The 16898-nt window shown below is 32.6% G+C and carries 16 protein-coding genes and 1 riboswitch; of the genes, 1 reads left to right on the top strand and 15 read right to left on the bottom strand.

Features of this window, described 5'->3' with window-relative positions; all coding sequences use genetic code 11:
• Positions 1-57 precede the first annotated feature (57 nt).
• From G314FT_RS03690 to G314FT_RS03625, 14 genes are all read right to left on the bottom strand, one after another.
• On the bottom strand, positions 58-1125 hold the full coding sequence (locus G314FT_RS03690) for a galactitol-1-phosphate 5-dehydrogenase (protein ID WP_257702104.1): 1068 nt from the start codon (positions 1123-1125) through the stop codon (positions 58-60).
• A 59-nt stretch (positions 1126-1184) separates the two neighbouring features.
• A complete protein-coding gene (locus tag G314FT_RS03685) occupies positions 1185-2222 on the bottom strand; it encodes a zinc-binding dehydrogenase (protein WP_257702103.1) in 1038 nt (345 codons plus the stop codon).
• 10 nt (positions 2223-2232) lie between these two features.
• Positions 2233-3504: a PTS galactitol transporter subunit IIC gene (locus G314FT_RS03680; protein WP_257702102.1), complete on the bottom strand. Its 1272-nt coding sequence runs from the start codon at positions 3502-3504 to the stop codon at positions 2233-2235.
• Positions 3505-3523: 19 nt separating this feature from the next.
• Complete coding sequence (locus tag G314FT_RS03675) at positions 3524-3802, bottom strand: PTS sugar transporter subunit IIB (RefSeq protein WP_257702101.1); 279 nt, start codon at positions 3800-3802, stop codon at positions 3524-3526.
• Positions 3799-4263, bottom strand: a complete 465-nt coding sequence (locus G314FT_RS03670; protein WP_257702100.1) for a PTS sugar transporter subunit IIA — start codon at positions 4261-4263, stop codon at positions 3799-3801. Before G314FT_RS03670 ends, G314FT_RS03675 begins: the two co-directional genes overlap by 4 nt.
• 5 nt (positions 4264-4268) lie before the next feature.
• The gene (locus G314FT_RS03665; protein WP_257702099.1) at positions 4269-6326 is read right to left on the bottom strand and encodes a BglG family transcription antiterminator; all 2058 of its coding nucleotides are present in this window, start codon (positions 6324-6326) and stop codon (positions 4269-4271) included.
• A 401-nt stretch (positions 6327-6727) separates the two neighbouring features.
• Positions 6728-7903: an aminotransferase class I/II-fold pyridoxal phosphate-dependent enzyme gene (locus G314FT_RS03660; protein WP_257702098.1), complete on the bottom strand. Its 1176-nt coding sequence runs from the start codon at positions 7901-7903 to the stop codon at positions 6728-6730.
• A gap of 18 nt (positions 7904-7921) precedes the next feature.
• Positions 7922-9184: a diaminopimelate decarboxylase gene (lysA, locus tag G314FT_RS03655; RefSeq protein WP_257702097.1), complete on the bottom strand. Its 1263-nt coding sequence runs from the start codon at positions 9182-9184 to the stop codon at positions 7922-7924.
• Positions 9181-10248, bottom strand: a complete 1068-nt coding sequence (gene alr, locus G314FT_RS03650; protein WP_257702096.1) for an alanine racemase — start codon at positions 10246-10248, stop codon at positions 9181-9183. Before alr ends, lysA begins: the two co-directional genes overlap by 4 nt.
• Complete coding sequence (locus G314FT_RS03645) at positions 10245-11390, bottom strand: M20 metallopeptidase family protein (RefSeq protein ID WP_257702095.1); 1146 nt, start codon at positions 11388-11390, stop codon at positions 10245-10247. The genes alr and G314FT_RS03645 overlap by 4 nt, the downstream gene beginning before the upstream one ends.
• 30 nt (positions 11391-11420) lie before the next feature.
• Positions 11421-12140, bottom strand: a complete 720-nt coding sequence (gene dapD, locus G314FT_RS03640; RefSeq protein WP_257702094.1) for a 2,3,4,5-tetrahydropyridine-2,6-dicarboxylate N-acetyltransferase — start codon at positions 12138-12140, stop codon at positions 11421-11423.
• A gap of 15 nt (positions 12141-12155) precedes the next feature.
• Positions 12156-12875 (bottom strand): 4-hydroxy-tetrahydrodipicolinate reductase, encoded by a 720-nt coding sequence (gene dapB, locus G314FT_RS03635; protein WP_257702093.1) that lies wholly within the window; start codon positions 12873-12875, stop codon positions 12156-12158.
• A 4-nt stretch (positions 12876-12879) separates the two neighbouring features.
• Complete coding sequence (gene dapA / locus G314FT_RS03630) at positions 12880-13758, bottom strand: 4-hydroxy-tetrahydrodipicolinate synthase (RefSeq protein WP_257702092.1); 879 nt, start codon at positions 13756-13758, stop codon at positions 12880-12882.
• Between the two features lie 18 nt (positions 13759-13776).
• Positions 13777-14979 (bottom strand): aspartate kinase, encoded by a 1203-nt coding sequence (locus tag G314FT_RS03625; RefSeq protein WP_257702091.1) that lies wholly within the window; start codon positions 14977-14979, stop codon positions 13777-13779.
• Between the two features lie 74 nt (positions 14980-15053).
• Positions 15054-15233: riboswitch (Lysine riboswitch) on the bottom strand.
• Positions 15234-15671: 438 nt separating this feature from the next.
• Between G314FT_RS03625 and G314FT_RS03620 the strand changes: the two genes are divergently transcribed.
• On the top strand, positions 15672-16103 hold the full coding sequence (locus G314FT_RS03620; protein ID WP_257702090.1) for a hypothetical protein: 432 nt from the start codon (positions 15672-15674) through the stop codon (positions 16101-16103).
• A gap of 40 nt (positions 16104-16143) precedes the next feature.
• On the opposite strand, the gene G314FT_RS03615 is transcribed toward G314FT_RS03620, so the two are convergent.
• A complete protein-coding gene (locus G314FT_RS03615; RefSeq protein ID WP_257702089.1) occupies positions 16144-16893 on the bottom strand; it encodes an LPXTG cell wall anchor domain-containing protein in 750 nt (249 codons plus the stop codon).
• Positions 16894-16898: the final 5 nt, after the last annotated feature.

Below are 16898 nucleotides of genomic sequence, written 5' to 3'. Positions count from 1 at the left end.
CCCTCCTATAAATATATTTTTCTTTTTTTTTATAATATACCTAAAGAAAATAACTACTTAAATACTAAACATAACTTTACCAAAACGTTCGTCAGATAAATTTCTATTGGTCATTTTGTGGAATACTTGTTCGCCATCTGATAGTTCTAAACGATGGGTAATCAAATCTTCTAACTTCAAAAGGCCGGAGCTTAATGCATCTACTGTAGTAGTCCATTCATTACCCGGATATACTCCAGATACAGAATTCCATGAACCATAAACAGTTAATTCACTACGAACTATTTTTTCAAAATAATATCTCTCAAAATTTATATCACTATACGGTATACCTAAATAAACTATTTCTCCACCCTTTTTAGCATATGAAAAGGCATGTACGGATGTTACTGGGGATCCTGCTGCTTCTACAACATGATCCGCTCCTAAGCCTCCTGTTAATTCTTTTATTTCTAATTCTGTTTTAGACTTCATTGAATTAATAGTATCTGTTGCCCCTGTTTCTTTTGCTCTTATTAAAGCATCATCGTTAATATCAACAGCAATAATTTTGGAAGCCCCCATTATATTCAACCATTTTATTGCCATCAACCCAATATTTCCACATCCGATTACAACAACTTGATTCCCTACTTTAAAATTTAATTTATATAAACCATGTAGCACAACAGAAGATGGCTCTATCATAGCCGCCTCCTCATAAGAAACATTATCAGTTAAACGAACAACATTCTCAGCTGGCAGTACTGTGTATTCTGCAAATCCACCTGGGTAAATAGCTCCCAGAACTGTTAGATTTTCACATCGAGCAAATTCTGCTTTTTTACAATATTGACATTCATCTTTGCCTTGATGCCTACATATCAAACTTGGAGAACATGCTACTCGATCTCCCACTTTGACATTTGTTACATCACTTCCTATATCTACTACCTCACCTGAAAATTCATGGCCAAATACCATACCAGAAACATACGGTCCTAACTTTTTATACCTAGATAAATCCGACCCACAAATTCCTGCTGATTTCACCTGAATTTTTACCATATCACTTCTATTAATGACTGGTTCATCTACTTCTTCATATCTTAAATCTTGTTTATCATATAATCTTAACGACTTCATTATTTTTTCCCCTCGTTAACCTGACGTTTAATAAATTATGTTAAAAATAACACTGTATGCTATTGATGATTAGATTGAATTAATACTTTGCATTCATTTCCTGATAAAACTGATTTAAAAGCTTTATCCCAATCTTTTAAATCATAAACTTGCGTAACTATTTTATCTACATCAATGGCTCTATCAGATAATAATTTCAAAGCCTTGATCCATGAACTAGGTTTTTGTGACCTACTACCTATGTATATTAACTCGCGTTGAATAATTGACTCCAAGTCTAAGTTATTATACTTTTGAGCAAACAATCCAACTTGTATAAAAATCCCCTTCTTTTTTAATAATGGTAAGGCTTCATTTACTGCATAAATTGAGCCTGAGCAGTCAAATACTTTGTCTACCCCATAAACTGTATTCGAAAAAATAATTTCTTCTAAATTTTCTTGTGATGTGTTCACTACAATATCTGCGCCTAGTTCGAAACCTAAACTTAGCCTATCTTTATCTTGATCTATACCAGTTAATATAACTTTAGCTCCTGCAGACTTTATCACTTGAGTCATTAATAACCCGATAGGACCTGGTCCTATGACTAAAACATAGTCATCATTTTGAATTGTTGTTTTTTCAAAAGCTGCATGCACGCAACATGCTAAGGGTTCTGTTAGTGCACCCGCTCGTAAATTAACGTTATCAGGCAATCTATGACAACTTTCTTCTCTAGTAACAACAAATTCCGACATACTTCCTGATATCTGCGTACCAATCCCTTTTCTATTATCACAAAGATTATAATTTTTTGTTAAACAGTATGTGCACTTTCCACAAGTAGAAAAAGTTGTCTCACTGGTTACCAAATCTCCTACTTTTATCCTAGAAACATGATCACCTACTTCAACTACTTGACCTGAAAACTCATGTCCTAAAACTAATGGTAGATTAGCATTGTTGTATTCACCTTTATAAGTATGAATATCTGAGCCACAAATCCCTGTGTACATTACTTTTATTTTTACTTGATTACTACATAATGAAGGCTCTGAAACTTCAACTAGCTCTAAATCACCTATACTTGGAGATTTTTTCATCAATGCTTTCATAAATTCACTCCTAATTAAATAGTGGAGCAACTAATTGTGATAATTTTAATATTAACCATTTAAGAGAAGCTCCTCCTGTATCTAAAGAACTAATATCACTGCCTAATTTTGTAAATTGATCCAATCCTTGCATCATTTCTGTATGGACCGGAGCAAAATTAGTTGCCATTAATAATCCTAAAGAAATAACTATAGCCCCAGCTATTACTGAATGAAAAATATTTCCTTTCCTAGAAGCTGTAATATAAGCAGTATAAAAAGGTATCGTTGCTAAATCTCCAAATGGTAATACTTTATTACCAGGTATAATAACTGCTAAAAATAAAGTAATTGGTACTAAGATTAATCCTACAGATATATTAGCAGGATGGCCTATGGCTAAAGCAGCATCTAACCCTAGATAAATTTCACGATCTTTGTATCGAGTTTGTAAATAAGTTCTAGCTCCTTCCGATATTGGTAAAAGCCCTTCCATTAAAATTTTTACCATACGTGGCATCAATAACATCACAGCACCTAAAGAAATACCTAATTGAAATGCTGATCCAACATCATATCCAGCTAATAATCCAATCACTATACCAATAATTAATCCCATAATCATTGGTTCACCAAATACACCAAATCTTTTTTGAATCGTCTCAGGTGATATTTCAATGTTTTTTATTCCTGGTATTTTACTAATCAACCAACCAATTGGTACACCTATTAATCCATAAGACACTGTTGCTCCTGTAGGTAATGAAATGCCTGGTAAACCATAAAATTCTTGTATTGTCGGCGCAAACATATCTGCTACTTTAAGAACAATGACTTCCATCAATACCGCTACAAAAATTGCCCAAAAAATATTACCAGTTACAATATAGCCTACTGCTCCAACTCCCATAAAATGATGAAAATTCCAAATGTCAATATCTAATGTTTTAGTAAATTTAATAAAAATTAAAAATAAATTGACTGCTATAATTATTGGAATTAAAATCGCAGCTACTGGTGAGGCCCATGCTGCTGCTGCTGCTGAAGGCCAACCTGCATCAATAACAGTTAACTCCAGTCCAAATCTTTCAACCATTTGTTGTGAAGCTACACCTAAATTCTCAGAAAGTAACCCAATAACTAAATTAATACCAACAAAACCAATTCCTACTGTGATGGCAGATTGAAAAGCCCTACCTGGCTTAACCCTAAAAAATAAACCTATGAAAAAGATTGCGATAGGTAAGATTACAGTAGGCCCTAAACCTAAAACATATTGAATAATTTCTAACCCTTTTTCCATAATTAATCTCCTTTATTTGTTATTTTAAAATATCAATAATTTGATTATCGATGTCTTCTATTCCAATACCAGTGATATATGACGTAGCTACAATAGCAGGAATATCGTACGTTGTAGGCAGTATAGTAGTAGATATTAATATATCCGCTTCTGATTGTAACTTTTTAGCTTCAACAATTTTAATCTGCATTAAATCAGCTTCAATTCCTTCTCTTTTTAGTAATCTCTCAATACGATCCATTACAATTGTTGATGTTGCAATACCTGCTCCGCAAGCTACTAATACACGTTTTTTCATTTTACATTCTCCTCTGTATTTTCTATTAATTTAATAATTTCATGTTTTTCTTTACTATTAAGATTCTCAATAAAAGTTTTATCTTGAATTAGATTCATCAATGTTCGAAGCATCAAAAGCTGATGTTCAGCTTTTTTAAATCCCAATACAAAGACAGTATTTATCAAAACATCTTTATTTTTATCTGCCATAGATTGAAATACAATTGGTTTTTCTAACGTTACTAGACATAAAAATTCTCTTTTTATATGTTCTGGGTCAGTATGTGGTATAGCAACACCATAACCATCAAGTTCTAATCCTGTTGGAAAATTTTCTTCTCTTTTTTGTATTTCATTAATGAAACTATCTTTAACATATCCTTTTAAAGATAAATAATTACCTATATTTTCAAACAAATCTTTTTGAACGTCATATGTCTCATTTTTCAAAATTAATTCTTCAGATAAATAAAAATTCAAATTTTTCACTCTCTTTCTATAAATTTATATTTTTCTAATTTTTCATATATTTCTTCTGAAGTCATTTTTTGTATTTCTTCTAAAAAACTATCATCCCCCGCCAACTCATATACTTGTAATAAAGCATTGATATGCTCTTCTTTATTAGGAGTAGATATAAATAAAATAAAATGTACTTCTTTTCCATCTTCATATACTATTGGTTGTTCTAAAATAACTAAAGACATTGATAAAGTAGACTTGTAATCAGGAATACTATGTGGAATAGCAATATTTCCTCTTAATACAATCGAGCTGTCTAATTCTTTATAACTATCTGTAACTTTTTTTAAATATTCAGGTGATATTTTATTTTTTAAAAGTAAATTATTACCTGCTATTTCTAACCCCTCTTGCCAACTTAGATGATGATTAACTTTTATGATATTTGATGGCGTTAATATATCTGTAATATTCTTTGTAGCCGGGACAAAGTGATTCATACCAAAGCTATTATCATACTCCCCGAATAATGATAATATACTGGGTATAAAATTAATTTTGTCAAAACTATCTGTATGTTTCTCTATTAAATTGACAATCTGTGATAACATGACTTCTGAATTTCCAATCTTATAAAAATCGAGTATCACCTTATTACGTAAATCATTAAAGTCATCGATTGTATTTAGATTTTTAATCAAATAAATAGGTTTTTCATTCTTTAAAAAAGTCGTTGTAAAAACAATATCATAAGACTTACTATCCAATAATTCAAAATCTTTAATACTCATCACTTCATAAAAATAAAATTGTGGAAACATTTTTTTTAATATACTAGAAAATAAAACTGACATAGAAATTCCATTTTGACAGACAATAACTGCTCTTGTTTCTGTAAATTTGGGATTTGATTTTTCATCTATATACGCTGCAACTAAAATTGATAAAAAATCTATTTCTATCTCTGGAATATCACTTTCTAAAAAACTTTCAATCGGTTGAATTGATTTTTCTACTAATACCGATATATGACTATATTCACGTGCTATAGTTGGTATAATTTTATATGGTGTACTTAATCGATATCTAATTCGATAATAAGCAGGTTTTAAGTGAAAAAATATCCGACTAATTAATTCATTTTTATTTTTAAATACTATACAAGATTTCCTTTGAAATTCATCTAAAAACATTTCAATAGCACGTGTTAGTTCTGGTAATTCATCATCAACTTTTTTTTCAATATGATAGATATTGCTAGATAACAAATGTAGTGCCATATACATCTTTTCACTTTTTGATAATTCTAAATTTTCAGTAAATTCATCCATCAACAAAAACTCTCTAGTATCCAACAACTCTTCATAACCAACAAAAAAAATATCTTCTAAGGTAGAAAATTGATTAAACCTTCTAAAAATTGCAATAAAAAAATAAACTAAATGATGATAACTTTCTTCTGCATAATACAGTTTTAACTCACTTTCAATCGCTTTTATACGCATCTGTAATAAATTAAATTCAGTAACCGTTATTTTCATATAATGCTTTAAAAGTAATGCTCCTCGTTTATTTCTCATCATAAAATTAATAGATTGTAACATACAATTTCTGATATTCCATTCTGTTCCTCTTATTTCATATCCGGATCTTCTAGAATATTCTATAGAACATTCAAAATGGTTAACTTCTTCCTTAGCTTTTTTTAAATCATTAAATATCGTATTATTACTCACCCTAAATTCTTCTGAAAAATAATTTGCTGATAGATCTTCCGAAACTGTACACATAATAATAATTAACATATGTGCTCTTTCTTTTGGACTAGAAATGAAATACATATCATCTAACAATATATTATATTCCACTAAAAAATGATCAAATTCATTTGGAAAATCTAACTTATCTTGATCGTTGATGATAATGTTTCCTAACCCTTTACCCTGTAAAAGAATATTAGTTTTATATAAAACATGTTCTATTTGATAACGTGTTAATCCATTATTGTTAGCTATCCCCTCCACTGTTAATGATTTATTTTTTATGACCTCACTTAAAATCATCTTAGTTCGATCATCCATCATCATTACCCCCTTGTTTCTGATTTTATTATACAGGACATAGCGTTTTTTTGTTTACGCTTTCAACACAAAGTTAGTTAATCAAAAAAATCAAATTGTGCAGTTGTTTTAAATAAGTATCCTTGATAAACAATATTTTAAAATATTTTTTCACAAAATAAAGATTTAAAAAAACTGCTTTTAATCTCTCTATCTGATAGTATCAATATAAATAGCATTAGGTAGAAATTCTTATTCTGAAACTATTCTTCATAATTTCATCACATTTTCACTATATAATGTTAGTGTACTAACGAAGTAACCCTAGCAAACTTTTATTTACTTATTTAATAATAAGTAAACAACTCCTTTTAACCACTATGTATATGTAAAAAAAAAGAAGCTAAACAGTATGATTCTGTTTAGCTTCTTTTTCTATATGTTGATAGAAATCTTTCAAGTCGTTTACAACCATCTACTAATTCTTCCATTGTGCATGCAAAAGACAAACGAATATGACCTTCTCCATAAATAGAAAATGTTTTCCCAGGTACTACAGCTAAATGTTCTGCTTCTAATAATTCTGCTGCAAATTCAAAAGAATCATTATTGTACTCAGAAATATCAGGGAAAATGTAGAATGCTCCCTTAGGTAATTCAACTGATAATCCCATCTCTTTTAAACGTTTATAAACAAAATCACGACGCTCTTTATAAGCTTCATTCATTTTCGATAAGATTACTGGCCCTGTTGCATCTGTAAAAGCTGCAATTGCTCCATACTGTGACGGAGTAGCTACACACACAGAGTTATATAAATGAACTTTTGTCACATGTTCCGTTGCAAGAGGTGGGGCTAGAATATATCCGATTCTTCCTCCAGTAATAGCGTGAGATTTTGATAATCCATTGATCACAAATAATTGATTTCTAACTTCTGAAAACTCCATAAAAGAATGAAACTCTCCATCATACACATTATCAGAATAAATTTCATCAGTTAAAATGAATATATCTGTCTCCTTCAATACATCAACTAATTCCTTCATTTGTTCCAATGATGGAATCATCCCTGTTGGATTTGTTGGGTAATTAAAGATAATGGCTTTTGTTTTCGGTGTGATAGCATCAGCTAATGCTTCTTTTGTCAAAACAAAATTTGTTTTTGTTGTATCAACTAAAACTGTTTTTGCACCTTGAAGTTTAGTAATTGGCTCATATGCTAAATACGTTGGGCAAGGAATAATTACTTCATCCCCGTCTTCAAGAATTGTTCGTAACACACTATCAATCGCTTCAGATCCACCGTTAGTCACAATAATTTCTGTCTCAGCGTCATATGTCACATTAAATCGTTTCCTATTATATTGCGAGATAGCTTCCCTTAATTCAATTAAACCTCTATTATGTGTATAACGTAATTTATTTTGATTAATGGCTTCAATCATAGCTTCTCTAATATATTCTGGTGTATCAAAACCTGATTGTCCCAATGTTAAATCAACACCATCATCGTATTTTTTAACTTGATTAGAAAACTTTCTCGTCCCTGGTACCTCTAAATTGGTTGCTCGTGTATTAAATCTTGTTTCTTCCATTATTTTCTCTTCTTTCATTTATCTTACATCTTGTGCGATAAGGTGTTCTAGTGTCTGACGTCGCACCGCTAAACGAACTTTTTCTGGTGTCACAAATACCACAGCGGGTTTTAACATCTGATTATAATTCGAACTCATGCTATAATGATAGGCACCAGTTGATAATACCACAAGTAAGTCCCCACGGTGAACACTTGACGGTAATTTTATGTCACGTCTTATGATATCACCTGACTCACACAGTTTTCCAGCCACTGTCATCAATTTATCATATTCTTCCGCTCGGTTTGCTAGCAGTATATCGTAGGTTGCTCCATAAAGTGCCGTTCTGATATGATCACTCATCCCACCATCTATCGATACATAATAATTCGTTTCAGGGATATCTTTCACCGTTCCTACTTCATAAAGTGTAACACCTGCTTCACCAACAATTGAGCGACCTGGTTCCAAAGAAATTGCTGGAACAGGATAACCAACTGCGTGACAGGCTGACTTAAGTGTATCAGTAATGATTTTTATCCCCTCTTCGATAGGGTAGCTAACATCCTCATCTGTGTATTTGATACCAAACCCACCACCAATATTTAATACTTGAGCTTGAATATGATTATCAGATAACCAAGTTATCACCTGTTCAATGGTGGCAACCGTTCCTGTTGATTCAAAAATTTGAGAACCTATATGGAAATGAACACCCATAAATTCAATATTTTCAGCATCCTCAATTTTTCTTACACCGTCAAGTGCTAAACCTTTTTGAATACTTAACCCAAATTTACTATCTTCTTGTCCTGTTTGAATAAATTCGTGCGTATGAGCTTCAACACCTGGATTGATTCTAAGCAATGCTTTAACTTTTTTAGTTGCTAGCTCGTTTAGTCGTTCAATTTCTGATAAACTATCTACCACAAAATACTCTACTCCAGACTCAATCGCATAGCGAATTTCTCGATCAGTTTTATTATTTCCATGAAAATGAATTGTGTCTGGTAATACCTTAGATTGCAACGCAGTATACAATTCACCTTCACTCACCACATCTAGCCCCATCCCTTCTTCAGCCATTAGATTAAATAGTTGAATAGCTGAAAAAGCTTTTGAGGCATAAGAAATAGTATAAGATAAACCTGATTCTTTCAGTGCTGTATGAAATCTCCGACACTGATTACGAATTGCCACTTCATCATAAACAAACAAAGGCGTGCCGTATTCTTTAGCAATATCTGTTAATTTATGACCATGTAAAGTTAGTTCTCCATTTGTATAAGTTAGTGTCATCCAATTATCTTCCTTTCTAAAGAACAGTGGTTCAACGCACTGATTTGTTCCGAATTCGCTCCGACTCCTTTAAATGTATACTCATCTATACGGATATCTTCACCATATAAAATCACATTATCTTGCGGTTTAACTGCTTCATCAATTTCCACTAATAAATGGCTCATCATAAGAGCTCGTATGGGATATCTTTTTCCATTAATCAAACAGTCATATTGACTTCGTGCCCGCAATACGCCATCTCCGTATCCAATATCCACTACAGCAACCGTTGTATCTGTCTTCGCTGTATAAGCAAAACTATAACCAGCCGAATCACCTTTTTTTAACTCGCGACATTGGATAACATTTGCACTAAGGGTCAACGACTGTTTCACGGCGTTTTCTGGCAAACTAGAATATGGTCGACAACCATATAAAACAATACCTAATCTAACATGGGTATGATGCTCAAACAAGTCATCACGCATAAAGCTCGCACTATTTTGTGCGTGGATATATTGAAAATTGTATTGTGTTAACATCTCGTTTAACCCTGTTAACCACGCTTCTTTTTCTATCTCATATTCACTCACATCAAATTCATCAGCATAACCAAAATGCGTCCAAATTCCCGTAATATTGAGTTGCTGTTTTTTCGGTAGTTGACTGTTTTCTTGTATAACTTGCTTCATCTCCTCAAACGTATGAAAGCCTGATCGATGAAGTAAGTTCTCATATTCTAGATGGACTTTAATCCCAGATAACTCATCCTTGTATTGATGATAAAAAGATAGAGAAGGTAGAGTCATTTGAATGTCATATTTTCTTAATATTTCAAATTCAATACCTGGATTCATTAAAAAGATCATTGCTTTCGGTGCTACTTTCCTAATTTTAATAGCTTCACGTAAAGACGTTGTACTAAACATCTCTATTCCAACTTCTAAAAAAACCTCAATTGCAAAGTCCAATCCAAAATTATAAGCATTATTTTTTACCACAGCCATCACTGGAGTATCTCCAACTACTTGTTTGATATTCTCTTTAAAAATTGATTTATTTACTGTCAAAGTTGCTGTCATAAACATTCCTCAAATTGTGTTAGTATCGATTCATATAACTCAACACCTTTTGCTAGTACTCGCTCATCAAAATTAAGTGTCGATGTATGCAACCCTGTTACATATCCCTTTTCCTCATTTCGACAACCTAAAAAAGCAAAAGAAGTTGGGGCAATTTGTTGATAAAATGAAAAATCTTCACCAAATAAATAAGGCTCATCTTTTTCAATCCAAGTTAAACTAGTCTCCATACTTGCTTTTTTCATTAATTCATATGCAACTGGGTCGTTAATAGTCGACGGGTACCCTTCAGAAAAAACAAGCTCAATTGAGCAATTTGTTAATAACTCACTTGCCTCTTTTATTCGTGTCATTTGTTCTTTCACAATGTCTAAATCGTCTTGGCTATATGTTCTAATCGTCCCTTCTAAATAAGCCTTTGACGGAACAGTGTTAATGGCTTCTCCTGATTTAAATGAACCTATGTGAATGATATTTTGGTGTAACCCGGCAAGATGATAATGCTGTAATTGTGATAATTGATTCAATACGGTTAGCAAGGCTTCTCCTGCAGAGTATCCTTGTTCTTTATTAGCAACATGGGCTGACAATCCGTTAATAAAAAAACGATATTCTGTTGCACTAGCAGTAATTGGACCTGGTTTGGACAATATGATTCCTTCATTTTCGTCTGGCATCATATGTAAACCAAAAACAAACGATGGTGTCATATCAAACTGATACTGGTTTAGTAAGATATTTGCCCCACCATATGTTTCCTCTGCTGGTTGAAATATAAAATAAACAGTTGATTTTAATGGGCTTTTTTCAGATAATTCTTTTACACGTTGAATAAACGCAAGTAGCATAGTAATGTGACCATCATGTCCACATGCATGCATGACATTATCTACTTGTGAGCGATACTCTACCTCATTTTCTTCATGAATGGGTAACGCGTCTATATCTGCTCGAAACGCAATACTTTTATCTCCGCTTCCTTTGATATAAGCCACAACGCCTGTTTCAAGTGGCGTGTCATATGCTACACCCATTTTATCCAACTCTTTTTTAATAAAAGCAGTTGTTTCAAATTCCTGCAAACTTAATTCTGGGTGTTGATGCAACCAGCGACGCGTTTTAACCAAATACTCTTCTACCACACAATCATCTCCTGTTATTTATACTATCAACTATTCTTCATTTAATTTTCTGAGTGCTTGAACGATTTCTATTTTAGATTCGTTCACATCACTGACTTTTTTAATCACTTTGGCAGGAATACCTGCAACGACACTTCCTGCAGGGACATCTTCAGTCACGATTGAGCCTGCAGCCACAACCGCTCCTTTGCCAACTCTAACGCCTTCTAAGATAACGGCGTTCGCCCCAATCAACACATCATCTTCTACCACAACTGGTTGCGCGCTAGGTGGTTCAATCACGCCAGCTAATACTGCGCCGGCTCCAACGTGAACATTTTTTCCTGTTGTTGCACGTCCACCAAGTGTTGCGTTCATATCAATCATCGTTCCTTCGCCAACGACCGCTCCAATATTAATTGTAGCTCCCATCATGACAACTGCCCCATCTTTAATCACCGCATGTTCACGGATAAATGAACCTGGCTCAATACGGGCATTTAGTTTTGTTTGGTCAATCAGAGGAATGGCTGAATTGCGTCTGTCATATTCGATCTCAATCTCTTTAAAAAGTGATTTGTTAGCTTCATAGAATACTTTCCATTCACTGAAATCTGCAAAGATTGTTTTTGAGTATTTGCAACCAAACACTTTAAAACTTTCTGGAAATTCGACTCCTTTAAACTCTCCATTGGCGTAAACTTTTACTGGTGTTTGCTTTTTACTATCGCTAATATATTGAATAATCTCTTGAGCTGATTGTAATTCCAAAAATACCCCTTCTTTCTATAAGTTATCAAATGTATAAAATCCTGATTGTTGATGTATTAATTTTTCTGCTACATCTAAACTACCATTAGCAAAAATATCTTTACTCTGTGCTCGGTGAATAATTTGAATTGTTTCTTCTTCACCAGCAAATAACACTTCATGTTCTCCAACAATCGAGCCACCACGAATCACACTAATGCCAATTTCATCATCATCTCTTGGTGTATGTTTTTCATGTCGATCATAAACTGGATAAGAATTCTTTTTGATTTCTTTAATCGCATCATACAATTTCACGAGAGTGCCACTTGGTGCATCGACTTTTTTACGGTGATGTTTTTCGGTTAATTCAATATCAAAATTTTTAAGTAATGGCACACTGTATTTTATAATTTCCGTCAACACATGGACACCATAACTCATATTGGCGCTAAAGAAAACGGGAGTTGTGGTTGATATGTCTGCTAAGGCACTGATAATCTCTTCTTTTTGACCAGTCGTTGCGACAACTAATGGAATGCCTGTATTTTTTTTAATCATTGGTAAACTCAAATCCGGATGAGAAAAATCAATCATGACGTCTGCTTGAGGTAAATCATCTTCGATTTGAAATGCTGGATAAGGATGTTCCCTTTCAGCTGGTGTCACTATTCCTACGATGTTATGTCCACGATACGTTGCTAAGTGTGCCACTCGCTGGTTCATTGCTCCATACCCAACTAATATAATATCCATAAGCTTACACTCCTTTAAATTCTTGATATGCCTGTATTATAGGTTGTCGCACGTCTTCTTCTAGTTCAACTAATGGTAAGCGAATCTCGTTTTCAGCGTATCCTACATAATTAACTAATGCTTTAATTGGCATGGGATTAATATCGATGCTTAAACTATTAATTAATGGTTTAATTTTTTCAAATAAGGCTTTTGCTTCTTTTGGATTTGTTTGATAGGTTGTATAAATGTCTTGAAATGCTTTTGGTGTAGCATTAGCAATAACAGAAATCACACCATCTCCACCACGCTCAAAAAAAGGAATAATTGAATCATCATTGCCACTGTAAATAGAAAAATCATTTGGTAATTGTGCCTTACATTGGCTAAGATATTCCATATCACCTGTTGCATCTTTTAATGCTACAATGTAAGGATGTTTAGCTAGTTCAACCAATGTTTCAACATCAATCGTCATATTGGTTCTAGACGGAACATTATATAATACAACTGGTAATTCGACAGCATCAGCTATTAAATTAAAGTGTTTAATCAATCCACGTTGACTCGTTTTATTATAATAAGGTGTAATCAACATGATTGCATTAGCTCCAGCTTCTTTGGCTTTTAAAGAATGAGATAAAGATGCTTTGGTATCATTTGTTCCAGTATTCGCAATGATTGGTACGCGTCCATCAGAGGCTTTAACTGACAACCGAATTAAGTTTAAACGTTCTTCTTCTGTTAAAGTAGACCCTTCTCCTGTTGTTCCATTAACAAATAATGCTTGAGCTCCTTCATCTACTAAAAAATTAACATGTCTTTCAAATGTATCATAATCTACTTCATCATGACTAAATGGTGTTGTGATAGCAACGGCTGATCCTTTAAATAATTGAGTCATCATTCTTTCTCCTCTCTTTTATAAACCGAACACTGCACATAATTTTCCAACAGCTAAAACACCATTTGCCTTATCCACTACATACGAAATACTAATTTCAGATGTCGTGACTTGATAAAACTCGATATCATTTTCTAACAGAGTCATAAATACTTTACTAGCTACTCCTGACATATCACGCATTCCTGACCCAATGACAGACACCTTAACATATTCTGATTTCACCACATAGTTCAATTCAGCAAATTCTTGATATAAGGTATCAAAAATATGTTTTAACTCTAACGTATCTGTATCTTTCATCGTAAATGAAATTTGTAAACCTTCCGTATTGACAATTTGAGAAATCATATCAATATTAATTTCTTCTTTTTCTAATTGAGTAAATAATTGTTTTAATAACGTAGCATCATTTTTTGGGTAACTAAATGTAACATAATGCATGTCTTTATCTAGTGCTACTCCTGTCACAGCTTTTTGCTCTAAAATATCTTCTTGTGGCATAATCCAAGTCCCTCTTTCATTTGATAGTGTTTGCCCTAAATAAATGGGTACATTGTAATTTTTAGCAATTTCGACACTTCTTGTTTCCAGTACTCCTGCACCTAATGCACTCATCTCCATCATTTCTTCAAAACTGACAACATCTAAACGCTTAGCAGAATATAATCGTGGATCAGTACCATAAACGCCTGCTACATCTGTATAAATTTCACACGGTGTGCCAAGAGAAGACGCAATTGCAACAGCCGTGGTATCACTTCCCCCCCGACCTAGTGTTGTTAATTCACCCGCCTCATTCATTCCTTGAAATCCAGCTACTACGACCACGTTATTTGATTCAAAAGCTTTTTCAAACACATTATTATCCACTTCTAATATTTTACTTTTCATATAATTTCCTTTAGTTTTTATCCCTGCTTGAAACCCTGTCATAGCTTTAGTGTTTATTCCTAATGCTTTTAATGCAATAGATATATAAGAAATAGTTTGTTGTTCTCCAGTGGTTAAAAGTAAGGCTAAATCATGTTGATCAGGCTCTTTAGATAACATATCGACATTTTTTAATAATTCATCTGTAGTTTTTCCCATAGCTGAGACGACAACAACTAATTCTTCTACCTTTTCTACCCGGGTTGCTAGATAACTAGCTATATTTTTAATTTTTGAAAAATCTCCAACCGACGTTCCACCAAATTTAATGACACTTCGTTTTGTCATTTTATTTTTCCTCCTAATCGGCATCGAAAAAATAAAAAAGACAAGTTCACGGGCATGAACTTGTCTTAACTATCTACAAGCGATGCACCCCATTATTTTTTTAAAATAATGACAGACTTATAGCTATTAACTACAAATCCAACACCCATGCTACTGCAACAACATGGATATTTCGGCATATCACCCTTTCAATAAAGTTATTTGCAGATTCCAAAACTTTATCTAATAATGATCAATGCGCCTCATCTCTAATACTTATTTAATTATTTTTTACGATTATAGCAAACCATATCATCCATGACAAGTAAAAACTAAAAAGTTATCTAATAAAAAAATGAGAAAATATATTTTAACCTAACTATTAATTCATTAAACTGCTTCATAACACCTAATGATTAATACAGAAATAATTAATTTGTAGTATAATTTTTTCGTAATTTTCATCTACATCACGTTATTATTATAGTACACTAAAAATAAAAAGGAGAGTGACTAATATTATTCGAAAGTTTGGTAAATTAAAAATTCACATATGGATAGTTATCTGTTTAACCCTTTTATTAATAAGTATGTGGGTTTTTGATATTTTTACTGGCAATCGTGACATATAGCATACTAAATCTAAAATTAATGAAACACAAATTGTCAATGCGATGACTAAGCACAGCCACGTTGCTATATTAGGGCTAAGCGTGACTGATATTTATGACAAGAGTCAGGTTAAAACATTTTTGGGAATGGAAATTCCATTTAGCGAAAAAACAGCTTATATTAAAGGAACTTTTGAAGCTAAACTTGGTTTTGATGGCAGTCATGTAACCATTAATAAGGCAAGTCATTCTTCAAATACTTATAATATTTCTATTCCAGAATTTATTGTTGTTGGTATTAGAAATCCAAAGTTTGAGGTGGTTAATAGCAAAGGCGAGTTTTTGAGTTTTATTACTGAAGACATCGACACTCATGAGTTAATAAACAACGCGATGAGTAATAAAACATTAATTAAATATATTGATACAAATCACGATTGGTTACAAGAACAAGCAACTGATTATTATCAAAAAATACTAACTAGTATTGACCCCGAAGCATCCCTGTCTATTATCTTTTCTAATAAAAAATAAAAGAGCGCCACCTTTATTTTGGTGACACTCTTTTATATTGCTATAATTTTCTTTTCATCAATATACTTACTAAGAACAATGAAGCAACTAAACTTAATTGTAGCCCAACACTAGATTTTTTTTCACCTGTTTTAGGTAAACTAGCTGATTGTTTATCACTAGAATTAGGTATTTTAGCTACTGTTTCTGTTTTTTTATCATTTTCTGTTGTACTCGTTTCTGTTATATTCGTTTCTATTGTACTTGTGGCTTTTGTTGATATTTTATCTACCGCTTTTTCAATCTCAGCCCATATATCATCTAATGCATCAATCGTTTTACTACTATCAACTTTTGCAACAAATTCATCCGCTTGTTTCTGTGTTAATCGACCAGCTTGAACTAATAGCTCTAATTGATGTTTGGTATTATATACTTTTTCATCAAATGATGATTGATACAATTCTTTATTTTGTTTTGCTAAATCATTTGCATCTGAATAAACAAGTGTAGCCTCTTCTACTGTGTTAACTTTCTCTAAACGTGAAATCAATCCTTCATATTGAAATTGAGAGAGTTTCCCCTCATTTACCATGTCATTCATTAATAAAAAAATATCAGATTTTGTCATCGCTAATGCATCCGGAATTGATTCATCTGTTGTTGTTTCTGTTGTATCATTTACTTCGGAACTTAGTACTTTACTCGATGAATTATCTGTACTTGATGTAGAGGTTGATTCAGATGCATAACCCATTTGTCCTACCAACAAACTAGCCATAATCACTGTACCTAATACTAACTTTTTCATATGAT

Source organism: Vagococcus luciliae (assembly GCF_024637875.1).
Taxonomy (GTDB): Bacteria; Bacillota; Bacilli; order Lactobacillales; family Vagococcaceae; genus Vagococcus; species Vagococcus luciliae.
This window is presented reverse-complemented; position numbering and strand designations above follow the sequence as displayed.